Source organism: Collinsella aerofaciens (assembly GCF_039062365.1).
Taxonomy (GTDB): Bacteria; Actinomycetota; Coriobacteriia; order Coriobacteriales; family Coriobacteriaceae; genus Collinsella.
This window is the reverse complement of record NZ_JBCJBI010000013.1, coordinates 1-22,823: the sequence shown is the minus strand read 5'-3', so window position 1 is coordinate 22,823 and position 22,823 is coordinate 1. Positions and strand designations below refer to the sequence as shown.

General features: G+C 58.8%; 15 protein-coding genes and 2 tRNA genes. 14 read left to right on the top strand and 3 right to left on the bottom strand.

Translation table 11 applies throughout. The features are described from left to right. The first annotated feature begins 51 nt into the window (after positions 1–51). Together ABCN01_RS07425 and ABCN01_RS07420 are read left to right on the top strand one after the other, a co-directional pair. A complete protein-coding gene (locus tag ABCN01_RS07425; RefSeq protein ID WP_342996763.1) occupies positions 52–1,017 on the top strand; it encodes a D-alanine--D-alanine ligase family protein in 966 nt (321 codons plus the stop codon). After that, positions 1,011–3,905, top strand: coding sequence for a helicase C-terminal domain-containing protein (locus tag ABCN01_RS07420; RefSeq protein WP_342996762.1), 2,895 nt, complete (start codon positions 1,011–1,013; stop codon positions 3,903–3,905). Before ABCN01_RS07425 ends, ABCN01_RS07420 begins: the two co-directional genes overlap by 7 nt. On the opposite strand, the gene ABCN01_RS07415 is transcribed toward ABCN01_RS07420, so the two are convergent. Beyond that, positions 3,902–4,819: a helix-turn-helix transcriptional regulator gene (locus ABCN01_RS07415; protein WP_342996761.1), complete on the bottom strand. Its 918-nt coding sequence runs from the start codon at positions 4,817–4,819 to the stop codon at positions 3,902–3,904. The genes ABCN01_RS07420 and ABCN01_RS07415 overlap by 4 nt on opposite strands. Beyond that, a complete protein-coding gene (locus ABCN01_RS07410) occupies positions 4,806–5,828 on the bottom strand; it encodes a helix-turn-helix transcriptional regulator (RefSeq protein ID WP_342996760.1) in 1,023 nt (340 codons plus the stop codon). The genes ABCN01_RS07415 and ABCN01_RS07410 overlap by 14 nt, the downstream gene beginning before the upstream one ends. Before the next feature lie 198 nt (positions 5,829–6,026). Here ABCN01_RS07410 and ABCN01_RS07405 point away from each other — a divergent pair, with 198 nt between their 5' ends. Continuing rightward, positions 6,027–9,167: a hypothetical protein gene (locus tag ABCN01_RS07405; RefSeq protein WP_342996759.1), complete on the top strand. Its 3,141-nt coding sequence runs from the start codon at positions 6,027–6,029 to the stop codon at positions 9,165–9,167. A 21-nt stretch (positions 9,168–9,188) separates the two neighbouring features. Beyond that, a complete protein-coding gene (locus tag ABCN01_RS07400; RefSeq protein ID WP_022094153.1) occupies positions 9,189–9,407 on the top strand; it encodes a hypothetical protein in 219 nt (72 codons plus the stop codon). A gap of 66 nt (positions 9,408–9,473) precedes the next feature. Here ABCN01_RS07400 and ABCN01_RS07395 read toward each other — a convergent pair whose 3' ends face one another. After that, positions 9,474–12,905 carry a SpaA isopeptide-forming pilin-related protein gene (locus tag ABCN01_RS07395; RefSeq protein ID WP_342996758.1) on the bottom strand — a complete coding sequence of 1,144 codons (3,432 nt, stop codon included), beginning with the start codon at positions 12,903–12,905 and terminating at the stop codon, positions 9,474–9,476. 297 nt (positions 12,906–13,202) lie between these two features. On the opposite strand from ABCN01_RS07395, the gene ABCN01_RS07390 reads away from it, so the two are divergent. The 10 genes from ABCN01_RS07390 to ABCN01_RS07345 all read left to right on the top strand — a co-directional run bounded on the left by ABCN01_RS07390 (position 13,203) and on the right by ABCN01_RS07345 (position 22,152). Further along, positions 13,203–13,277 (top strand) — tRNA-Gly (locus ABCN01_RS07390). A 425-nt stretch (positions 13,278–13,702) separates the two neighbouring features. Next, a complete protein-coding gene (gene purB / locus ABCN01_RS07385; protein ID WP_055251306.1) occupies positions 13,703–15,049 on the top strand; it encodes an adenylosuccinate lyase in 1,347 nt (448 codons plus the stop codon). A 128-nt stretch (positions 15,050–15,177) separates the two neighbouring features. Then, complete coding sequence (locus ABCN01_RS07380; RefSeq protein ID WP_117848466.1) at positions 15,178–15,441, top strand: TIGR03905 family TSCPD domain-containing protein; 264 nt, start codon at positions 15,178–15,180, stop codon at positions 15,439–15,441. Continuing rightward, positions 15,441–16,652 (top strand): twin-arginine translocation signal domain-containing protein, encoded by a 1,212-nt coding sequence (locus tag ABCN01_RS07375; RefSeq protein WP_342996757.1) that lies wholly within the window; start codon positions 15,441–15,443, stop codon positions 16,650–16,652. The genes ABCN01_RS07380 and ABCN01_RS07375 overlap by 1 nt, the downstream gene beginning before the upstream one ends. Positions 16,653–16,805: 153 nt before the next feature. Further along, positions 16,806–17,528 (top strand): response regulator transcription factor, encoded by a 723-nt coding sequence (locus tag ABCN01_RS07370; RefSeq protein ID WP_006236208.1) that lies wholly within the window; start codon positions 16,806–16,808, stop codon positions 17,526–17,528. 11 nt (positions 17,529–17,539) lie between these two features. Further along, positions 17,540–19,105, top strand: coding sequence for a sensor histidine kinase (locus ABCN01_RS07365; RefSeq protein WP_195361595.1), 1,566 nt, complete (start codon positions 17,540–17,542; stop codon positions 19,103–19,105). A gap of 118 nt (positions 19,106–19,223) precedes the next feature. Beyond that, positions 19,224–20,102 (top strand): phosphoribosylaminoimidazolesuccinocarboxamide synthase, encoded by an 879-nt coding sequence (locus ABCN01_RS07360; protein WP_035136481.1) that lies wholly within the window; start codon positions 19,224–19,226, stop codon positions 20,100–20,102. Continuing rightward, positions 20,103–20,678 carry an ABC-2 transporter permease gene (locus tag ABCN01_RS07355; RefSeq protein WP_022093792.1) on the top strand — a complete coding sequence of 192 codons (576 nt, stop codon included), beginning with the start codon at positions 20,103–20,105 and terminating at the stop codon, positions 20,676–20,678. A gap of 89 nt (positions 20,679–20,767) precedes the next feature. Then, entirely contained in the window at positions 20,768–22,048 is a 1,281-nt protein-coding gene (locus ABCN01_RS07350; RefSeq protein WP_161155894.1) for an aminopeptidase, read from the top strand. 28 nt (positions 22,049–22,076) lie between these two features. Further along, a tRNA-Lys gene (locus ABCN01_RS07345) sits at positions 22,077–22,152 on the top strand. Positions 22,153–22,823 lie beyond the last annotated feature (671 nt).

Below are 22,823 nucleotides of genomic sequence, written 5' to 3'. Positions count from 1 at the left end.
ATCGCTACAATATGGTATCAGCTGCAGAAATTATAGAGGAGGAGTCTGCCCATGCCGGGTAAAAGCCTAGAGAACATGCACGTAGCGGTCTTGGCGGGCGGTCATTCCGCTGAGCGCGAGATCTCGCTCAATTCGGGAAAGAACGTCGTGGTTGCCTTGAAGGAGGCCGGCTACACTTCGGTGGAGCTGCTCGACACGGCTGCCGATGATTTTATGGTAACCATGGCGACCGGCGGCTTTGACGTGGCGTTTATCGCCATGCACGGCGCCGGCGGTGAGGATGGCGCCATGCAGGGCGCCATGGAGACCCTGGGTATCCCCTACACGGCCTCGGGCGTGCTTGCCAGCGCCTGCGGTGCCGACAAGGAGGTCTCTAAGCTCCTGTACGCCAAGGCGGGCATTCCTGTTGCCCCCGGCCTCGCGCTCGAGGTGGGCGATGAAGTCGATATCGATCATATCGTCGAGGTTTGTGGCGAGCGCTGCTTTGTGAAGCCGGCCGTCAACGGTTCCAGCTATGGCATTTCCCTGGTCCATGAGCCCTCCGAACTGCCCGCGGCAATCGCCAAGGCGTTTGAGTACGGCGACAAAGTGCTGGTCGAGAAGTGCATCGAGGGTACCGAGATCACCGTCGGCGTATACGGCGAGGACGACGTGCGCGCTCTGCCGATTGTCGAGATTCGCAAGCCCGAGGACTGTGAGTTCTACGATCTGGACGTGAAGTATGTCGACCCTACGGACATCCATCGCATTCCGGCGCAGATTTCGCCCGAGAATTACGCTCGCGCTCAGGAGCTTGCCTGCGCCGCTCACAAGGCCCTCGGTTGCCTGAGTATCTCGCGCAGCGATTTTATCGTGAGCGAGGACGGCCCCGTTATCCTCGAGACCAATACCATTCCCGGCATGACCGATACGTCGCTGTATCCGGATGAGATCCGCCACACCGACGACATGACGTTCCCGCAGGTCTGTGACAGCCTGATCCGTATGGGTCTTCGTCGAGCGGGCATTGCATGCTAATCGAGGACGCGGTTTCGCCAGGAACGCCGCAGTTTGTCATCGACTCCTATGCCACGCTTGCCGAACGCGCCAAAACGCAGTCCTTCGGCCTCATCGAGGAAGATGTGATTGTCCTCGATACCGAGACCACAGGTCTTTCGGTGCAGGACAACGAGCTGATCGAGATCTCGGCGGCCCGTCTTTCGGGCCGCGAGATCGTCGGCCGTTTCGATACCTTCGTGCATCCCAAGCAGCTGATTCCCGCCGAGATTACCGAGCTCACGAGCATTACAAATGCCGATGTGGCAGATGCCCCGTCGGCCGTTGAGGCCGTCGCCGCTCTCGCCGATTTTGTCGGTGGTTGCCCGGTGATCGCACATAACGCCACGTTCGACCGCTCGTTTATCGAGTCGGTCAAAGGCGGCGTCAACGTGAGCGATATTTGGATCGATTCGCTGGCACTGTCGCGCATCGCGCTTCCGCGCCTGGCCTCGCACAAGCTGTCTTTTATGGCCGATCTGTTTGGCTGTGACTCGGTATCACACCGTGCCAATGCCGACGTCGACGCCCTGTGTGGCGTATGGCGCGTGTTGCTCGTGGCGCTCACCGACTTGCCCCAGGGCCTCATGGCGCGCCTAGCCGACATGCATCCGGATGTGCCTTGGTCCTATCGTCCTATCTTCTCATTCTTGGCGGGGCAGAACCCTGGTTCTATCTTCTCTCTCAGCGCCGCTCGTACTGACGTTCTCAAGGCCGATCGCGCCGACGATCGGGTGGACGCCGACGAACTGCCGGTCCTCAAGATGCCGAGTCGTGAGGAGATTGAGGCAGACTATGCGCCAGGTGGCCTGGTCAATCGCATGTACCCCACCTACGAGCCGCGTGATGAGCAGATCGCGATGGCGCTCGAGGTCCGCGATGCGCTGGTCACGGGCACTCATCGTGTAATTGAGGCGGGCACGGGCGTCGGCAAATCGATGGCCTATCTGGTGCCTTTTGCCGAGGCGGCACGCCGTAACAACATCACGGTTGGTATTGCGACCAAATCGAACAATCTTGCCGACCAGCTCATGTACCATGAGCTGCCAAAACTTGCCGAGCAACTGGAAGGTGGTCTGTCATTTTGCGCTCTCAAGGGGTATGACCACTATCCGTGCCTGCGCAAACTTGAGCGCATGAGCCGCGGCCAGGTCGAGATTACCACCAAGCGCGATCCGGCGGACACGCTCACGGCGGTCGCGGTCATTATGGCGTACGTTTGCCAATCAGCCGATGGCGACCTCGACTCACTTGGCATTCGGTGGCGCAGCGTCAACCGCCCCGACTTTACGACGGCCTCGCGCGAGTGTGCTCGTCGCCTCTGCCCGTTTTTCCCTGATAAATGTTTGGTCCACGGCGCTCGCCGTCGTGCGGCGCATGCCGATGTGGTGGTCACCAACCATTCCCTGCTGTTCCGCAATGTTGCGGCCGAGGGCAGGATTTTGCCTCCGATTCGTCATTGGGTAATCGACGAGGCCCATTCTATCGAGCGCGAGGCGCGCCGTCAGTGGGCGCGCGTGGTGTCGGCGGACGAATCACGCGTTCTGTTTGAGCGCCTGGGTGGCTCGAGCACCGGCGCGCTAAGCCAGGTCTCCCGTGATTTGGCAACCTCCGAGGGCTCTACGCTCTATCTGGGCCTTACTGCCAAGGCGACGTCGACGGTTGCGCGCGCGAGCATGGCAATCGCCGACGTGTTCGATGGCGTTCGCGAGCTCGGCCGCCGTGCCCGTGGGGGTTATGACAATGCCAATCTATGGATTGGCCCCGAGCTGCGCGAATCTGACGACTGGCATGATTTCTTACCGTCGGCCTACACTGCCATCGACGCATTGGAACAAGCTGACAAGAGCATCGACGCGCTGGTGCAAGCCGTCGCCGCCGACAAGCCCGAGGTTGTTGTCGACCTGGGTGATATCTCGCGCCGCCTGCACGAGCTGGCCGAGAACCTCAAACTCATCATTGATGGCACCGATGAACACTACGTGTATTCACTGCAGGTCAATCGCAGGTTGCGTGCCGGCGGAGAGTCAATGACCGCAGAGCGCATCGACATTGGCGAGGCCTTGGCAACCGAGTGGCTGCCCGAGGTTCACACGGCTATCTTTGCCTCGGCGACCATGACGGTGTCCAAAAGCTTTGAACACTTTAACCACGCGGTCGGCCTCGATCGCATCGGTGCTTCAACATCCTCATCGTTGCACTTGGACTCGAGCTACGACTTCGATTCGAACATGGCTGTAGTCGTTGCGGGCGATATCCCCGATCCGCGGGATCGTGAGAGCTATCTTACGGCGCTCGAGCGCGTGCTGGTCGACGCCCATCTTGCCATGGGCGGATCGGTGCTCACACTGTTCACCAATCGGCGCGACATGGAAGACCTGTACGCCCGCGTTGAGCCCAAGATGGCCCGTGCGGGTCTGGAGCTCAACTGCCAGCAGCGCAACTCATCTCCTCGTCGCCTGCGCGACCGGTTTATCAACGAGCCGACCTCGTCGCTTTTTGCTCTTAAGGCCTTTTGGGAGGGATTCGACGCCAGCGGCGAGACGCTGCGCTGCGTCATCATTCCCAAACTGCCGTTCTCGAGCCCTACGGACCCGCTCTCGTGCGAGCGCAACCTGCGCGAAGACCGCGCTTGGGCGCGCTATTCGCTGCCCGAGGCGGTGCTCGAGGTCAAGCAGGCGGCCGGCCGCCTTATCCGCTCGTCGACCGATTGCGGCGTGCTGATTCTGGCCGACCCGCGCCTGGTGACGAAGGGCTACGGAAAGAAGTTCTTAACGTCGCTGCCCACGAGCTCCTACCAGCGCATCGAATCGGCGCAGATCGGGCACTATCTGCAACTGTGGCGCGCACGCCACGAGCGGCGGCGCTAAAGCGGACAGACGAGGGTTTTTGCCATATCGCACAGACGCTTTGACAGGGCGGGGTCATCCAAGATGCGGATGGCTCCGCCCGCTGCAATTATCTGGCTCAGTAGCCAACGCTCGGAGCCGTAATGCACGGTTACCGTTGCCATGTCTGCTCCGCTGCGCTCGATTAGGGTGATGCCGGCCCAGTCCAGATGCTCCGCCATATCGAATGGCATCAAGAGCTTTGCGCTATGCTGCGTCCGGGCAAGGGAATCGTGGAGGGATGCGACGTCCGGTGCGTGAGGCACGACGGAGTCTTCCGTCAAGGCGAGTCCCTCGATTTTATCCATGCGATAGGTGCGCTGCTCATCGACTGCGATGTCCCAGGCAATCAGGTATGTTTGGTCGCCGTTTGCCGTAATGCGCAAGGGGTCGACCAGACGCTCGCGTGGCCGTGCATCGTCCATCGAGCGATACGAGATACGGCAGCGAACGCCGTCCTGAATGGCGCAGCTCAGCTGCTGCCAGTGCGACCCGTGGTTGACGGTGTCAAAGACGCGCTGGTTATAGCCAAGCTCTTCGGGTAGAAGGGCATGTCGAATCCGAGCTGCCGTCTGCGGCTCGATCCCCAACGATTCAAGTTCGTGGTTGAGCACAGCGCCCTCGGCGGCACTCAGGCGCAGCGGTAGCACACGCCCGGCGTCACCGGTGAGGACCACATGCTCGCCGTGGCATTCGCAGATGATGCGCGCGCCCGATTCTCGATCAGCGAGCGTCGAGACGATCTCGAGAATCTCGTCGAGCGATACCCCCGTGATGTCAAAGCGACTGCAAATATCGGTTCGTGTCATGCCGCTCTCGCCGGCGGCGTAGAGGGCCTCCATGATGTCGATGGCGCGCGAGAGTCTCTGCTCGCTGGTGAGTTTACGCACGGGCATGCTCGTGCACCGTCCTTTCAATGAGGTGGTTCCACGCCTGTTTGAGCGATTTGGGGGCCACGGGCCTCATGCCGTCCATGGCGTGGGCCATGCAAAATGAGGCGGCGGCTTCAAGGTCGCGCACGTCAACGGTCCAGGTCCATCCTGCATCGGTGTGTGCGAGCTTACCTCGCCCACGCGTGAGGCCGTTGATCATATCGATCTGCGTCTGAGGGGCGAACGAGAACGTAGCTGCAACGGGCGGTCGGTCGGCAAAATCGAATTCAAAGAACAGATAGTCGTTGAGATTGAAGTCCGCAGGGATGGCGTAGGCCTTCGAAGGACGCCAAGCGCGAACGATACGGTCACAGCGGAATGTCCTGATGTCGTCGGTGGCATTGTCGAGGCCGCAGAAATACGCCACGCCCTCGCGCTCGAACATGCCGTAGACGCGGACGGTACGCTCTTTCTGCTCGCCGCGTCCGTTCTGATATAAAAATCGCAGCGCACAACGCTCGGCAAAGGCGCTCCAAACCGCATCGACGGTGGGAGAGCGGCTGATCGGCGCCTCGTCTACCGTCGTCCTGCCGGTGAGATAGGCAATCTTGGAGCGAATATCGGCAAGCGGTGCGGCAAAGGTGGATGAGCCGGCCGCTAGTGTCTGGTCGATGGCGTTGAGCAGGATATCGGCGTCGTCTGCGGTAATGAGGCCGCCTGCCGCAAACGTGTGCTCGCGGTCGATTGTCCACGAGCTTTCCTCGGTCTCCTGCGCGCCGGTGGGGCGAACCTCCTTGATTAAGATGCCACGCTCGAGCAGTTTGTCACGATCGCGTCGAAACTTGCGCTTATCCGAGTCGATATTGTCCGAGCCATATCCCAGGTCAGAATCCAAGACGATCTGCTCGGTCGTCAGCGGTTCGGGGGAGCTATTGAGCACAAAGAAAAGATTGAGGATGCGCTGAGCCGTTTTATCGAAACTGGGCTCCGAATTTCCCTTTTTAATTGTCTCGGTCGTGTCGCTTGCCGTCATAGAGTCCTCGCATGAGAAAGTGGTTTGCTGCCATGATTTTAGTCCGATATGGAGATTAGGCTATATCCTTGTCCGCTCGGGGCGTTAAGATGGCCCGAATTCGGTCGTTTGCGCTCGCTCGGGGTATACTTTCGACTATATACGGTTCTAATGTGCATGCATTGGGCCTATTTGTCGGATTATGGATGTGGAGCGCACATGGCGAACACCCAGAACTATATTAACCACCTGCTGCAGAACACCGGCATTACGCCGGCATGCAGCGAAGAAGAGCGCTTGGCTGCCGAAGATATCGCTCAGATCTTCCGCAACCATGGCTTTGACCCCGAGGTTCAGGAGTTCAATGCCCCGGTGCCCAGTAGGTTGGCATTTGCCGTTACCGGTATTCTTGCGTTTGCCGGCGCCCTGCTGATGGGCATCGGCGGCGGTATCGGCTTGGTCGGCACCTTGCTGGCCATTGTCGGTGCCGTGCTCTACGTGCTCGAGCGCACAGGGCATCCCGTGGTTTCGCGCCTGGGCAAGACGGGCGTGAGCCAAAATGTCATCGCCTACCACAAGGCCTCGGGCCCGCTCGCGTCTCCGCGCAACCGCCCGGTGGTTGTTGTCGCACACTACGACTCTCCCCGTGCTGAGCTGCTCGCCCGCGAGCCCTATGCTTCGTATCGTGCGCTCATCGCCAAGCTGTTGCCCGTTGCCACGGTTGCCCCCGCTGCCGTTGCCATCCTGCGCATCCTGCCGCTCCCCGGCGCGCTCAAGGTTCTGCTGTGGATTGTCGCGATCCTCGCTTCCCTCGTTGCACTCGCCAACGCGGTAAACATCATCTCTAACCGCCACATTCTTCCCTATACGTCCGGCGCGGTGTGCAACAAGTCTTCTGTTGCCGCTATGCTCGGCGTTATGGACAACGTTGCTCCCTTCCAGGGCGAAAACGAGTTTCCCGACGATGTTCCGTTCGATACCTATTTTGGGGAGCAGAAACGTCGTGCCGAGGAAATGGCGCGCGCGGCGGCGGAGTATGCCGCGGCCCAGCAGCAAAACGACTACGGCAATACCATCGAGTACGAAGAGCCTACCTACGCCGAGGACGAGTTCGGTCAGCCGATTGCTCCCGACACTCAGATCGAGCCCGAACAGGGTGAGGCTTTCGACGAGCAGATCGAGGGCTTTGAGGGCGCGTCTGCCGATGAGACACTGATTGGCGCCATCGTGCCCGAGGATCAGAATCAGGCTGTCCAAGCCGAAGAGTTCAATGACGAGGTTCCCGCTGCCGAGTCGGCGGAGGAGTCTGCCGCGGCCGAGCCCGAGCCCAAGCTCTATCGCAACGCCGCCGGCAACATCCGCTTTGGTTCGGATGCCATCCGTGCGCTCGGAATGCTTCCCGAGTCCTGCACGCTCGATTACGAGGAGGGCGAGGAGCCGACGTTTGAGCCCGAGCCTGCCCCCGTCGTGGCTGCGTCTGCGCCCGTTGTCGCTGTGGATGATGAGTCTGCCGCGGTTACCACTGCCGAGCCCGAGGCGGTCTCCGCGATCGATCCCGCGGCAGGACTGGACATTTTGGCTCCCGCCGCGCCGGCGCAAGACGTTGCGGACGAGTCTGACGACGATTACGTTGAACAGCCGAGGCGCGTGTCTTACGAGAGCGATACTGATTTCTCGGCCGAGATTCCCGCGGCAACGCCCCATGCCGACATTGCATCCGCGTTCTCGTCGATTGGCGCCAGCGCTTCCAACTTCTTTAAGGGTGCGCTTGCAAGGGGCAAGAAATTTGTCGACGATTTCGAGGAGAAGCGCGCTGCCGCACGCGAGGCTGCCGAGCAGGAGGCTATCGCTCAGCAGCAGGCAGCCGAGGCGGCACGTGAGCACGCGGCGCAAGAGTTCGAGCAGAACGAGGCTATGCAGTCCGCGCCCGTCGACGCCGCCGAAGCTACAACGTCTTTCGAGGCTCAGCAGCACGTCGATAGCACCATGTCGTTTGATGCCGCGCAGTTCGATTCCACGATAACGTTTGAAAAGCAAGGTACCGCGATTGCCGAGCCCCTTCCTGCTTCCGATGAGCAGGACGACGCGGCAGACGATGGCGAGCCCATTGATGCTGCCGAAATTCAGGATGCGACCGAGGACGAGCCCGTCGAGGTCAACTCTGACGAAGAACAATACGCGACAGCCGAGCAAGATGATTCGACCGAGGTCGAGCAGGAGGAAGTGCCTGCGGTTTCCGAGGCTCCCGAGACAGATGAGTCGAGGCCTTATTCCACGCAGATTTTCACCATGCCGACCCCGAGTGGTTCAGGTGCCACGGTTGCCGATGCTGCTCCCACCCAGGACGAAACGGTCGATTCCCTTATGGCCCAGATTTCCTCCCAGGCGTCGCCGCGTCCGCAGATGAATGTTCCCGATCCGGCGTCGGCTCCGTCGCCTGCGCCTTCCTCGTCTCCGCTGGCTTCGGTTCCCGATCCGTCGCTGCCGTCGATGAAGCAGGCAAACGTTGCGTCTCGCACGTCGCTGTTCGACCTTCCCGACCCCTCCGCACAGGTCAACGACCCCTTTGCTACTGCCCAGGGTCCCGAACCCACATCGGCACCCGTTGCGCCTCCTATGCCCGTTGCGTCGGGCGCACAGCCGATCGAGACCATTTCGGCTCCCGCCCCGGCGGCACCCAAGTCTCGTAAGCGCGGCCTGGGTGGCCTGTTCGGTCGTAAAAAGAAAAACGAGCAGGACAGCATGAGTGACTGGCTGGGCGTCGAAGACGATTACGATGCCAAGAAGTCCGGTCGCGGTATCGGTTCGTGGGATAACTTCGAGGACGATAACGATGGCTGGAAGGGTGGCGCTACGTCTTCCGATGGCGCTTCTTCCGAAGATATGCTCTCGGCTGTCGCCTCTATGGGCGATGATGAGCTGCTCGGTCACGATATCTGGTTTGTGGCAACGGGCGCCTCGGATTGTGATGGCGCCGGTATGAAGGCCTTCTTGGCTTCGCATCGCGATAAGCTCCGCGGCGTATTTTTTATCAATCTTGAATCCGTCGGCGCCGGTAGGCTTTCGGTGGTGACGGTCGAGGGCGAACAGCAGCTGCTCAAGGGCGATCGCCGCATCATGAACCTGGTCAGCAAGGTGTGCAAGTCGTTCCATGTCGATTGTGGCGCGCTCGAGATGCCCTATGCCAAAACCGATGCCTATGCCGCGCTCGAGGCGAGCCGCCGAGCCCTCACCATCGCCGGCGTGGACGGCACGCGTCTGGCTTGCGCTCGTACCGAGGATGACCTGCCCCACAATGTCAACCCGACGAACATTGCCACGGTATCCGAGGTCGTGACCGAGGTTATCCGCCGTTCGTAGACGGAGCTCTAAGGAGTCAACGTGTTTTCGTATATTAAGCGCCATTGGCCTGTCTACGTGATTTTGACCTTGATTGCCATTGCTTTAGGATTTGGGGCTGCCTACATCGTGGGTGCAAAGGGCTCGACCCCCGCCTCCGCAATCAGCGAAGAGGTGGAGCAAGAACAGAGTACGGGTGCCGATGGGATTCCTGAGTCCGAGCAGGCAATCGTTGATGGTGGATCTTCGTCTGCAGAGTAGATACGGCGATTTACATGATTGAAAGCGGGCGAGCCAGGGGACTGGCTCGCCCGCTTTTTCATCGTGCTAGCGCTTCTTTGGGATCGACCTAAGGCGAGCGAACCATAAGGCTGCGGCACCCGAGGTCAGGAGCGCGGTGATGCAAGCGGCGATGGGAACTGATCCTGTTGCCGGTAGGTCCTGCGGTAGGGTACAGCGTTGAATGACGCTGTCCTCGTCATGTGACTCAAGTTTATCGCCGCCACCGTTGCGGCAAAGATCGACGCGCGCGCTGTTGGTGAGTGCGGTTTGGGGCGTATAAGCCGACGTTGCCTGCATGTGTACGACTGCGCCCCGAGCGTCTGTGCCAAGGATTGCTTTGGCATCGTCAAGGTCGTCGTGCTCATCTTTGAGATCATCGCGGGTCCAAGAATCCGCATCGCTTCGAGTCGTAAAGTCGGCGGCTACCGCACCGTATTCAATTCGAATGCCCGTTACGACGGTATTGGACGCAAGGTCGAGTTCTTTCGCCTCGAGTGTGGTGGATTCCGTGGTCGAGATATCCGCCTTCCAGAGGTGCCAGCCGTCGTAATCGACGAGGCGGCAATCCTCACCCAGACTCTCCCTTACTTCGTCGGACTCAAGCCAAGGATTTTCGTGCCCATCGTCAAGTGTCGCGTTTGCCGGCTCATCGACGTCTGTCGAGCCCAACGGTGTCGTGCGATACCACACGTTGCACAGACCATTGAGGTCGCCGATGGCGACGGGGGTTTCGATTGAGATGAATCTCGCTGTGCCGTCTTTGGCGCACGCAAGATCATCGGTAATCGTAAACTCATCAACCCAAGTAGCGGAATCGTTTCGAGCATCGATGGTATAGGAGAAAAGCCCATCACTATTGGTTTGCGTCGTGGCGCGGTTTTTACCATCGCCGTTAGCCAACAGGCCCTTTTCGATAGGTTGGACAAGTTCCTGACGCTTGTCGACCTGTCCCTTGATCTCGATGGGCGCATCCTTCATCGCGACGGGTTGGACTTCTCCCGTATCCTTTATTTCAAACGTTATCTCCTCGGCAAGCTCGTAGGTCCGCGGAGACATCATTTCGCGCAACGAGTAGGTGCCGGGTGCAAGATGTTCGACGCGGTGCGGCTTGTCGGATGAGGTCCAGGAGTCTATTTCGGTTTTATCGGGACCATATAAGGTGAGTTGTGCGCCTTCCACTTCCTGCTCACCGCTTGCATCGACCTTGGAGATATCAACCTTGGTGTAATCGTCGGATACGTTAAGCCGTGCTTCTACAACGGGTGTTTTCTGGTCGGCATAAGCGAGGTCTACGATATGGGGCGTCCGGTCGAGTAAGAAGCCGGTCGGCGCTTGAGTCTCGACGACCTCGTAGCGTGCGGTGCCAGATCCCAGCGGGAGGTTGTCCGCGCGTGCTTCTCCAGTTTCATCCGACGTGACGGTCGCGACGGTCTCACCGTCGAGCGCGGCAATGCTACCGTCGGGGCGCACGATATCACCCGAGGCACGGATCTCAAAGACGGCGCCCGCGAGGCTGCTGCCGTCTACGGCATCGGTTTTAACGATCCTGATGTTTCCGGTCGCGGCGTGGTCATAATACGAGGCGATTGCAACGGGCGTTAGGTTCATGTCGGCGGGTATGTTTACCTCGATCTCCTCGCCGACAAGATAGGGCTCTTTGGCCGAGGTTTCGCGTACATAATAGGTGCCCGGCACGAGCGATTCGGGCAGTGTGACGGTCCCGGTCGCGTCAGTCGTAAAGGTGTCCATTACGTTATGTGTTGGATACCAGCAAGTTTGTGAGACAGATTCGTGATTGCTGTCGAGGAGTTGGAAGGTGAATCCGGCTAGTGGAACAGAAGCGCCTGTTTGGGCATCGCGTTTTACAATCTGGAGATGCGTCGACAGAGCGTGGTTGTCCACGATATATTGAAGCTCGGCGCCGTTGGAAATCTGATTGGCCCCGACGGTCCATTCCCCTGCACATTTAAAACCCTCGGGGACGGTTTCCGGAACCTCGCGAACCGTGTAGCCGGCACGGTCGTATGGGACGGCTCCGTGGACACCGGCGGGTCGCTTACCTGTGCCGAACCATGCTTCGGGCTGGTCTTTGGTGGAGGCAAAGCCATAGATGTTTGTGGTCAGTGTGCCAACAACCTGCTGAGAGCTGTTGCTGACAACCTCAAAGACAACACCACCCGCCGGCTGCTCCAGGCCGGATTGGTCGCTATTGCCGTAATCCTTGAATTTGGAAATCTCAAGGTCAAACGCAATGGGGATATCGGAAATGCGAGATTCGATCTCGACCACGCCTGAATCGCCGAGCTGGTCGGCTCCGACGGTATAGGTCCAGCTGTCGTTGGATGGCAGGTAGCCCTCGGGGGCTTTTGATTCGTAGATGGTAAAGGTTCCTAAGGGGACATCGGCGAGGGTGGCTCGACCGCTTTCGTCGGTCGTGAGGATTTGCGCCCATCCAGGGGTTGATTGTGACACACACGTGAACTCTGCTCCTGCGAGTGAAGAACCCACCTGGGGGCCGGCATTCGTCGCGGCATCGAGTTTTACGATATGCAGGTTGATGATGCCGGGCTGTTCATCAATGGTGACCTGTCCACCGTCATTCCCCGTGGTAAAGGCGATGCGATCACGACGGGGGACATAGCCGGCCGGCGCCTTCGTTTCAACTAGGTAGTATGCAGTGTTGGGCAGAAGAGTTGCTTGCGCCCGACCGTTGCTGTCCATCTGGATGGTGCCGACACGCGCGCCGCTGGCGCTCTCAAAAATATCGAATGTTGCCCCGTCAAACTGATAAGTATTGTTTCCGCTGGTAATGGCAGCGTTTGCAGACTGCTTTTGGAAGGAAACAGAGACCGCCGGCAGTACATAGAGCATGTCTTGACGTCTGCTGCCGCCCGATACGGTTCCTAGATAGCGCCGCGCGCGGTGCGGTGCGGCTTTGATGCTTCCTGATTTTGCGCTGTCGTGGAGCCACCGCGCCGCCGCCACGACTTCATTGTCAGCGGTAAAGTGCCCACTCTTGGTTTTGCCCTGAGCGGTCGTGTAGGAGTAGGTACCGTCGACATGGGTAGTGCCGTTGAGCATCCATACGGCAAGCTGGGTTGCGGCGCGGGCGCGATCGGGTGAAAGATGGTAACCGCCAAACGACGTGGCGGTAGGATATCCGTGACAAACGATTGCCGCGAACTCGTCGTCGAGCCACACCCAGCCTTGATCAAAGTTGAGCCATGGGCCGCCCGGCTTGGTGGGGCCGGGGCGCTCCTGGTTCATGCAGTAGGCAATCGAGGCGTCTTGAGCTTCATACTTGCCGATGAAGAAGGGCCCACAATCATCGCTAATAGTGCGGAAGCCGAGCTGGTCGTAGCCATCGACGGCAAATGCGGCTCCCGGTGCCAGGCAGCCGAAAAGCAGAAAGAGGAGCAGGAGCAGCGGACCTGTTGCGATTGCGCTGTGGACAGAGTGCGTGGGTGCGTTGGACATGGCTGCTCCTTATCCCTCGTGCGCCGCATGGGGAGGTTGCGACGCGTAGGATGAGGCTACCCCCGAGGTTCATGCGGGTAAGTACCGGAGCCTGACCAAAAGCTTGCCCATTTCCTGACAAATTGAGCTCAAATACAACAATCAAGCAAAAGTGCAGGTAGAAGATAGGGAAAACAGGAGGTCAAAGGTCCTTATCTCCACAATTGACGCGATTTTCAAACGAATCTCCACAGCTAAAACAAGCATCGCCACCCTTGTATCGAACAAGACAACCGCGTTATACTATCCCCCACATATGCGGGCATCGCCAAGTGGTAAGGCATCAGCTTCCCAAGCTGACACTCGCGGGTTCGAGTCCCGTTGCCCGCTCCAGCTAGAAGCACAAGCACGGCACCATTACGGTGCCGTGCTTTTTTCAATAAAGCGCCGGGACTCGAACCCGACAGGGTGCGAGCGTAAAGCAAACGCAAAGCGTTTGTAGCGAGCAGGCGAAGGCGCCGACAGGCGCCTGAAGCCGGTGCGGATTTGCGAAGCAAATACGCGGATGTCCCGTTGCCCGCTCCATCGAGTGCGGGAGACATGGGGACGGCCAATTCAACAAAGTCTTCCCCCGCGGCTTCGTGAGGCTGAGGGGCTCGCCTGAAGCCGGTGCGGATTTGCGAAGCAAATACGCAGACGTCCCGTTGCTCGCTCCAATTCCAAAATGTTAGGTTAATGCCTACTGCCCATACTTGCACCTGCGCACGGTACAATGGTTGGGTTACGACCAACGTGCCAATAACCAAAAAGGAGCCGCTATGATCGATCGCTATACCCGCCCGGAGATGGGACACATCTTCTCCCTCGAGAACAAGTACGCCATTTGGCAGGAGATCGAGGTTCTGGCCTGCGAGGCCCAGGCGGAGCTCGGCAAGATCGGTATTTCCAAAGACGAGGCCCAGTGGATCCGCGACCATGCCAACTTTGAGAAGGCGAAGGTCGATGAGATCGAGGAAGTCACGCGCCACGACGTCATTGCCTTCCTGACCAACATGAAGGAATACATCGATGCCGATGTTCCCGAGGGCGACCCCAAGCCCAGCCGCTGGGTTCACTATGGCATGACCAGCTCCGATCTGGGCGACACGGCCCTGTGCTACCAGCTCACCCAGGCCTGCGACCTGATCATCGAGGATGTCAAGAAGCTCGGCGAGATTTGCAAGCGTCGCGCCTTTGAGGAGCGCAACACGCTCTGTGCCGGCCGCACTCATGGCATCCACGCCGAGCCGATGACCTTCGGCATGAAGTTTGGCTCTTGGGCCTGGGAGCTCAAGCGCGATTTGGATCGTCTTGAGGACGCCCGCAAGAATGTTGCCTTCGGTGCTATCTCGGGCGCTGTCGGCACGTACAGCTCCATCGAGCCGTTTGTCGAGGAGTACGTCTGCGAGCACCTGGGCCTGGTTCACGACCCGCTGTCCACGCAGGTTATCAGCCGCGACCATCACGCCTATCTCGCCGGCGTTCTCGCCACCACCGCAGCCACCTGCGAGCGCATCGCTACCGAGGTCCGCAATCTGCAGAAGACTGATACGCTCGAGGCGGAGGAGCCGTTCCGTAAGGGTCAAAAGGGCAGCTCCGCCATGCCGCACAAGCGCAATCCCATCACCATGGAGAAGGTCTGCGGTCTGTCGCGCGTCGTGAAGTCCAACGCCCAGGTCGCCTTCGATAACGTCGCCCTGTGGCACGAGCGCGATATTTCGCACTCCTCTGCCGAGCGTGTTGCCCAGGCCGATAGCTTCATCGCACTCGACCACATGTTCCAGTGCCTCATCCGCGTTATCGACGGCCTGCAGCTGTATCCCGCTCGCATGATGGCCAACCTCAACAAGACACGCGGCCTCATCTTCTCCTCCAAGGTCCTACTGGCCCTCGTCGATACGGGCATCACCCGCGAGGACGCCTATGCTATCGTGCAGGAAAACGCCATGGCCACCTGGCACGAGGTGCAGGATTGTGTCTCTGGCCCCACCTTTAAGGAACGTCTCGAGGCCGACCCGCGCTGCACCGTCAGCCAGGAGAAACTCGACGAGATCTTTGATCCGTGGGACTTCCTCACCCGCATCGACACGGTCTTTGATCGTCTGGAGCAGTTGAGCTTCGAGTAGGTTCGGGCATAACGTTAGCTTTTTAGGGCGCTTTGCTGGTAATGTGTGTTGCCGGCAAAGCGCCTCGTTGCATTTAGGGAAAGACGGGGATAATAGTCATCTCGAATAACATTCTGAGAGAGGATCGCATGATTTCGTTTGATTACAAACCTCAGGGCGTGTGTGCTCGCAATATTCACCTTGACCTTTCCGATGACGGCAACAAGGTGATGGGCGTTGAGTTTACCGGCGGCTGCGACGGCAATCTCAAGGCTATCTCCAAGCTGGTCGAGGGCGCTCCTGCCGATCGCGTAATCGAGGTTCTTGCCGGTAATACCTGCGGTATGAAAAAGACCTCCTGCGCCGACCAGCTTACACGCGCTATCGAGGCCGCTCGCGCCGAGATCGCCTAATGGGTATCGCCGATCACATCAAGAACGGAATATCGCGTCGCAGCTTTGTGCTCGGTGGGGTTGCTGCGGGCGCTGCCACGGTGCTTGCCGGATGCTCGAAAAAAACGGGTACCAGCGATGATGCCGCCGGCGAGCCGCAGGTTATCAAGGATGATTCCAAAATCATCTCGATTACGGATGAGTACGAGGCAGTCGACATCGATCTTGAGCCGGCGGCGTCGTGGACGCTGCCTCTGGGTACGCTGCTGTACTACTGCGACGGCGATTACGCCGCGGCAATGATGGCGCCCGCATCGGCACTGCACGCCAACACACTCGGTGTGCTCAACCTGGGCGATGGCTCGCTTACCACATTAATCGAGGATCCTATCGAGGGCACGGGATATGCATTCTACGATGTCCGTGCCGGCGACGGCGTATTCGCGTGGGTTGAGATGAACTTTGCCAATTCATCGTGGAAGCTCTACGCTCAAAATCTGTCGGGCGCTTCGCTCTCTGGCGACGTGGTTGAGCTCGATCGAGGTGGCAAGGACTACGATCCGCCGCTGTTTACGGCGTTCGGGTCATCAGTCATCTGGTATAAAATGCCCTCGGCAGGTGGCAATAAAACGAGTAGCGATTCGTTTTGCTATCGTCGCTCGCTTGATGAATCCAAGGCCGAGATAATTTGGAAATCGACGGGTCGCTTTGCATCGGCCCCGCGCGCGAGCGACGGCATTTTGACCATCTCGCCGCGTGTCCGCAACGACGAGGGCGTCTACTACGGCATAACGGCAATCGATCTGACCGACGGCAACAACACCAAGCGTGCCCAGTTGGTCCTTCCTTCGTCAGTTTCGCCTTTCGAGGCCGTATATATGGGCGATACCTTCGTGTTTTCTATCGAGGCGGCCTATAGTGGCGTGGGCAGCCTGGGCAATATGGGCACGTATATCGGTAATGAGGGAGGGCCGTACCTCTTCCTGTCACGCGAGCCGCTCGCATGTGCGGCTGGCAAGAAGAATAAATACCTTGTTAAGGTACAGGCGTCGCATTTCCTGATCGACACCTCTGCCAAGACCTATGGCTCGCTGCTGTCGCCCGACCGCGCTTTGGAGTATGGCGATTATCCAGCTACGGCGGGAAAATCGGACTCATTCCTTACGTACGCCACGGTGCGCAACAGCCAGGGTATACCAGAGACGGTCACTGCACGCCTATTCTCTCTTTAAGCTTAGAGGGGTTAAAAAGGCGCCAACAGGGGAATAAACGCGTTGTAATTGTGAGTACCGCCCGCCGAGCTGCCGCGTCATAGCGGCATCTGGCGGGATCAGGTGCGTTAAAATGGGCTTGTTCTTAGCTAATTGAGACAGGGGGGCCGTGTTATGGCTTCAGATGCAAAAAAGATTCTGCTGGTCGAGGATGAGAAGGCAATCCGTGACGCCGTCGCTGCCTATCTCGAGCGCGAAGGCTACTGGGTTGTGGGCGTCGGCGACGGCCAGTCCGCGATCGAGGAGTTCGAGAAGCATCAGTTCGACCTGGTCGTGCTCGACCTTATGCTCCCCAAGATCCCCGGCGAGCGCGTTTGCCGCACCATTCGCGATACCTCGGATGTCCCCATCATCATGCTGACGGCTAAGGGCGAGATCGAGGACCGTATTATCGGTCTTGAGCTCGGCGCCGACGACTATCTGATTAAGCCGTTCTCGCCGCGCGAGCTCGTCGCCCGCGTTCGCGCTCTGTTCCGCCGTGCCCATCAGGCCGACGAGCCCGCCGTCGAGGTACTCGACTTTGGCGATCTGGTCATTGATATCTCGGGCCACAAGATCTTGGTCGAGGGCAAGGAAGTCGATCTGACGGCTTCCGAGTTCAAGCTGCTCACCACGCTTGCCCGCCATCCCGGCCGTGTGTATAACCGCATGGAGCTGGTCGAGAAAGTGCTCGGGTATGACTTTGAGGGCTATGAGCGCACCATCGATAGCCACGTGAAGAATCTTCGCGCCAAGCTGGGCGATGATCCCAAGAAGCCCAAGTGGCTCTACACCGTCCATGGTGTCGGCTATCGCTTCGAGGCTCCGGCCAAGACCGATAAGTCGGACGAGAAATAGGGAAATCACATATGACACCTGCGCGCTTTGAAATCGGACAAAAGCACAAGCAGGAGAGCGAGGCGGGTTCCAAGGCTAGTTGGAACACGCCTCGTTCCGATTCACGGCCAACGATGAGCTATCCCTCGCGCATGGCACTTGCTTTTGCTCTGACATCGCTCATGACGGTATTGGTGCTGGTGGGCGTTGTCTCTGTTGTGTGGGGCACGGTCTTTTCGGATTACACACGCTCCAATATCGTCGAAATCGCAAATTCCGCTGCCGAGAAGTTGGCAACCTCATATGAGGAAAACGGCTCTTGGACCGCGGGAGAACTGCGCACGGTCGCAACGTCGAGTTTGGTTTCCGACGATCTGGGTATGCAGGTCGTCAATAAAAAGGGCGTGATCGTTTATGACGATTCCTGGCCCTCGGCAAGCGCCACCGCCGATGTACGCGAAAACCAGGCTACGACCGACGACACGAGCGGCAAGAGGGCATCGCATAGCCCGGTCTCGTCTGCTCCAACCGACTCCGATAGCGTTGCTAACGTCGAGATTGTAACGTCTTCCGGCGAGCATGTCGGACAGGTAAAGCTGTGGGCCATCGGCTCCGACGCTCTGCTCACCAAGGCGGACTCTGCGTTTAGGGAGAAGACCTTTAACGCCATGGCCCTCGCCGCGGTTGTTGCAATCTGCATTTCGGTCGTTATCGGATCGCTCGTGTCGCGCATGCTCACCAAGCCGATTCATCGCATCACCAGTACCGCAAAGCAAATCCGTGACGGCGACCTGTCGGCTCGCACGGGACTGCGCGGTGATGACGAGATCGATCAGCTGGGTGAGACCTTCGATGAGATGGCCACTTCGCTCGAGAAGGATATGAAACACGAGAAGCGCCTGACCTCAGACGTTGCACACGAGCTTCGCACGCCGCTTATGGCCATGCTCGCAACGGTCGAGGCCATGCAGGATGGCGTGTATCCCACCGACGATGAGCATTTGGAAACCGTTGCTTCCGAGACGCGTCGCCTGGCTCGTCTGGTGCAGCAGATGCTCGACCTGTCGCGCATGGAAAACAGCACGGCTCCGCTCAACCTTGAGCCGGTGGACATGGTTCCTTTCGTGCGTTCCATCGTTAATGCCCAGGAGCGCCTGTTTGTCGACCGCGATCTGCGCCTGCGTTTTGCGGACGAGACCCAGGGTCACGACGATGTCGTCGAGGCCGATCCCGACATGATCACGCAATGTGTTATCAACCTCATGAGCAACGCCATGCGCTACACCCCCGAGGGCGGTTGGGTCGTGGTGTCGGTGCTCAGTGACCGCAGGCACGTCAGCATTGCCGTTTCTGATACCGGCATCGGTATTGCCAAGGACGATTTGTCGCGCATCTTCGGGCGGTTTTGGCGCGCCGATGCCAGCCGCGCCCGCGAAGCTGGCGGCCTGGGCGTTGGCCTCGCCGTGACTAAGCAGATCGTCGAGCGTCACCATGGCTACATATCCGTGGAGTCGGAGCTTGGAAAGGGTACGACTTTTACAATTCATCTGCCCCGCGAGCACACGGCAGACGCGGCATCTACTACAATGGAGCACTAGCTTTTCGCTATTCGGTGAAGGAGGGGCCGCGTCCCTGCCGCTCCGAGTTTGCGAAAACATGCGGGAAAGAACCCGCATTTCTGTCGTATTTAGGTAAGGAGTGACTCACGTGACAACGATGGAGCGTCGTCCGGATTCCCGTGGCAAGGTTCGTGATATTTACGATGCCGGTGAAAACCTGCTGATGGTCGCCACCGACCGCATTTCTGCGTTCGACTTCATTCTTCCCGACGAGATTCCGTTTAAGGGAGAGGTACTCAATCGCATCTCGGCATTCTGGTTCGATAAGTTTGCCGACATCGTCCCCAACCATCTCGTTTCCATCGACCCGGCGGATTTCCCCGAGGAGTTTGCTGAGTATCGTGACTACCTCGCTGGCCGCGCCATGCTGGTTAAGAAGGCCCAGACGATTCCTATCGAGTGCATCGTCCGCGGCTATCTGACCGGTTCGGGCAAGAAGACCTACGACGAGAACGGCACCGTCTGCGGCATCCAGCTGCCTGAGGGCCTGACCGAGGCTTCCAAGCTTCCTGAGCCGCTGTTCACGCCGTCCACGAAGGCCGAGATCGGTGACCACGACGAGAACATCTCGTTCGAGCGTTGCTGCGAGATCGTGGGCGAGGACATCGCCACGCAGATTCGTGACCTTTCCCTCAAGATCTACAAGGCTGCCGCCGAGTACGCCGCGACCCGTGGCATCATCATTGCCGACACCAAGTTCGAGTTTGGTGTTATTGATGGCAAGGTCACGCTGATCGACGAGTGCCTCACGCCCGACTCCAGCCGTTTCTGGCCTGCTGCCAGCTACGAGGAGGGCAAGATCCAGCCTAGCTACGACAAGCAATTCGTCCGCAATTGGCTCAAGGCCAACTGGGATATGACGGGGGAGACCCCGCACCTGCCCGCCGAGGTCATCGATGGCACGTCCGAGCGCTATCGCGAGGCCTTCCAGATCATCACGGGCTCCCAGTTCACAAGCATGAAGGAGAACGCATAAGTGAGTACCCGTAGCGCCACGAACAAGCGCACGCAATCCCACGAAGTTACCGGGGTTGCGCGCAAGTCTGCCGCATCTGCTAAGCCCGCCCGCCAAGCAGCGAGCTCCGTTCGCGTCGTGCCGGCTTCGTCTAAGGCACGCCGCAAAGAGCTCGAGAAGGGCGAGAACCTCGAGGGCCTCTCTAAAGAGGAGAAGCGCGCCCGTAAGGCTAAGCAGCGCGCCAAGGAGGACCGCATCTATACGGTGTCGAATATCCTCCTCAAGCAGGACGAGGACTACACCAAGCGCCGTCGCATCTGGTGGATTGTGCTCGCCATTGGCATGGTGCTCGTCGTGGCAATTTGGGCCTCGCTGTACTTCGCTCCCGCTGGCATGGTGTCCAGCCCTGTCCAGATGGTCGGCATTGTTTTGTCCTACGTCATCATTTTGGGCGACTTTATCTATGACTTCGCTCGTATTCGTCCCTTGCGCAACATGTACCGCGCGCAGGCCGAGGGCATGTCCGAGAACAAGCTCAACGCTCTTATTGAGCGCGCGGCTGCCGAGGAGGACAAGAAGGACTCCAAGAAGAAGTAGCGTTTGCATACATACTTATCGCTAAGATATAAGGCGCGTCGTTTTTGCGGCGCGCCTTTTTACTGTTCTATAGATAGATGGAGTGGCACATGATTCGAGCTGCCCTGACGGTCGAAGAGGCTCTGGAGGGCATGAAGGCCCTGGAGCCCAAGATTAAAAACTACGCGCGTCTGGTCGTCCGCAAGGGCGTAAACGTCAAGCCCGGCCAGGAGGTCGTCGTTCAGTCTCCGGTCGAGTGCGCGCCGTTTGCGCGCGTGGTGGTCGCGGAGGCCTATGCTGCCGGCGCCGGCCACGTGACGGTCATTTGGGCCGATGATGCCGTGACGAGGCTCACGTACGAGCATGTCGAGAAAAGCTATTTTGAGCAGACGCCCGAGTGGAAGCGCATGCAGCTGGATTCCTTGGCCCAGGATGGTGCCTGCTTTGTCTTTATCGAGGGTGCGGATCCTGCGGCCCTCAAGGGCATCGATCCAGCCAAGCCGGCCGCGGCATCAAAGGCGAGGAATACGCAGTGCAAAGTTTTCCGCCGTGGACTGGATTACAACATCAATCCGTGGTGCATCGCCGGCGCTCCGGTCGTGGCTTGGGCGCACGAGGTGTTCCCAGGAGACGCCGATGAGGTTGCAATCTATAAGCTGTGGAATGCGATTCTGCACACCGCGCGCGCCGATGGCCAGGACCCAGAGAGCGACTGGGAACTCCATGACGCCGCATTCGAAAAGAACCTGCGTTTCCTGAACGACAATCGTTTCGACTACCTGCATTACAACGCGGCAAATGGAACCGATCTGACGATTGGCATGACGAAAGGTCACGAGTGGGCCGGCGGCAAGGGCAAGACGCCCGATGGGCACCCCTTCTTCCCCAACATTCCCACCGAGGAAGTCTTCACTTCGCCCGATCGCATGCGCGCCGACGGTATCGTGTACTCGGCCATGCCGCTCATCCATCACGGCAATAAGGTCGAAGATTTTTGGATTAAGTTCGAGGGCGGCCGCGTGGTGGACTACGACGCCCGCGTGGGCAAGGCAACGCTCGCAAGTATCATCGATACTGACGAGGGCGCTGCTCACCTGGGAGAGGTCGCGCTCATTTCCAAGAACACGCCGATCCGCGAAAGTGGTGTTCTGTTCTACGATACGCTCTATGACGAGAATGCTAGCTGCCATCTCGCGCTAGGTGTCGGTTTCCCCGAATGCATCGAGGGTGGGTATGACATGTCCAAGGAGGAGCTCCTGGAGCATGGCGTTAACGTCTCGAGCACACACGTCGATTTTATGATCGGCACGGACGACATCGATATTACGGGCATTACGCCTGATGGACGTGAAGTTGTGATTTTCCAGAACGGCCAATGGAGTTGGGAATAGTCCCAGACCGTGGTACAATGCCACCCGCGGGCCGTTAGCTCAGCTGGCAGAGCAGGGGACTTTTAATCCCAAGGTCCAGGGTTCGAACCCCTGACGGCCCACCATAGAAAAGAAAGCGATCGACTCCGGTTGGTCGCTTTTTTGTTGCCACGACATGGGTTCAAACCCGTCGGGGCGCGGAGCTGAGTAAACGCGTGAGCGTTTGCCAGCGCAGCGCGCAAGGCGAGAAAGCGCCGCAGCGGCCGCCTGCGAAGCAGGCTGAACCCCTGACGGCCCACCCAAAGATTGCCGAGACGGTCAACTTCGGTTGGCCGTCTTTTTTGTCGCCGTTTCATGGGTTCGAACCCGTATCTGTCTATATATAAGAACGCTTGGCGAACAAAACCTGCCTTTTACCGATGGGAAACAAATGGCTGATGCCTTTGGAGTAAAGTAGCGCTCCAGAGATGACCGATGTCTCAATACTCATAAAACAGCTGGTCATCGCCAATATCAGAAGCCAATGCTTCAGTTTTAACCTCAGTGATGCGACTGAGGGACCTATTCATTTGTGAACAAAATATGGAGTGCGCGATTCCCGCCCACGGGGCCCCTCCGGTCTGGCAATATATCTCCTTGCCGCGCGGCCCGGTGCAACCGGATCAGCCGCGGGGCGTGCACCTTGAGAACCGGATACTGCGAGGATGGACACTTACTTCAGTGTCGCATCCGGGCAGACATCGAACCATTTGAAATGGTCTAACTTGGATTTGTTTTTCGCAAGGCCGCCGAGAGG

Excerpts from the sequence above, each read along its gene's own strand:
- ABCN01_RS07425 (WP_342996763.1), top strand. The coding sequence starts at position 52 with ATGCCGGGTAAAAGCCTAGAGAACATGCACGTAGCGGTCTTGGCGGGC.
- ABCN01_RS07420 (WP_342996762.1), top strand. The coding sequence starts at position 1,011 with ATGCTAATCGAGGACGCGGTTTCGCCAGGAACGCCGCAGTTTGTCATC.
- ABCN01_RS07415 (WP_342996761.1), bottom strand. The coding sequence starts at position 4,819 with ATGCCCGTGCGTAAACTCACCAGCGAGCAGAGACTCTCGCGCGCCATC.
- ABCN01_RS07410 (WP_342996760.1), bottom strand. The coding sequence starts at position 5,828 with ATGACGGCAAGCGACACGACCGAGACAATTAAAAAGGGAAATTCGGAG.
- ABCN01_RS07405 (WP_342996759.1), top strand. The coding sequence starts at position 6,027 with ATGGCGAACACCCAGAACTATATTAACCACCTGCTGCAGAACACCGGC.
- ABCN01_RS07395 (WP_342996758.1), bottom strand. The coding sequence starts at position 12,905 with ATGTCCAACGCACCCACGCACTCTGTCCACAGCGCAATCGCAACAGGT.
- purB (WP_055251306.1), top strand. The coding sequence starts at position 13,703 with ATGATCGATCGCTATACCCGCCCGGAGATGGGACACATCTTCTCCCTC.
- ABCN01_RS07380 (WP_117848466.1), top strand. The coding sequence starts at position 15,178 with ATGATTTCGTTTGATTACAAACCTCAGGGCGTGTGTGCTCGCAATATT.
- ABCN01_RS07375 (WP_342996757.1), top strand. The coding sequence starts at position 15,441 with ATGGGTATCGCCGATCACATCAAGAACGGAATATCGCGTCGCAGCTTT.
- ABCN01_RS07370 (WP_006236208.1), top strand. The coding sequence starts at position 16,806 with ATGGCTTCAGATGCAAAAAAGATTCTGCTGGTCGAGGATGAGAAGGCA.
- ABCN01_RS07365 (WP_195361595.1), top strand. The coding sequence starts at position 17,540 with ATGACACCTGCGCGCTTTGAAATCGGACAAAAGCACAAGCAGGAGAGC.
- ABCN01_RS07360 (WP_035136481.1), top strand. The coding sequence starts at position 19,224 with ATGGAGCGTCGTCCGGATTCCCGTGGCAAGGTTCGTGATATTTACGAT.
- ABCN01_RS07350 (WP_161155894.1), top strand. The coding sequence starts at position 20,768 with ATGATTCGAGCTGCCCTGACGGTCGAAGAGGCTCTGGAGGGCATGAAG.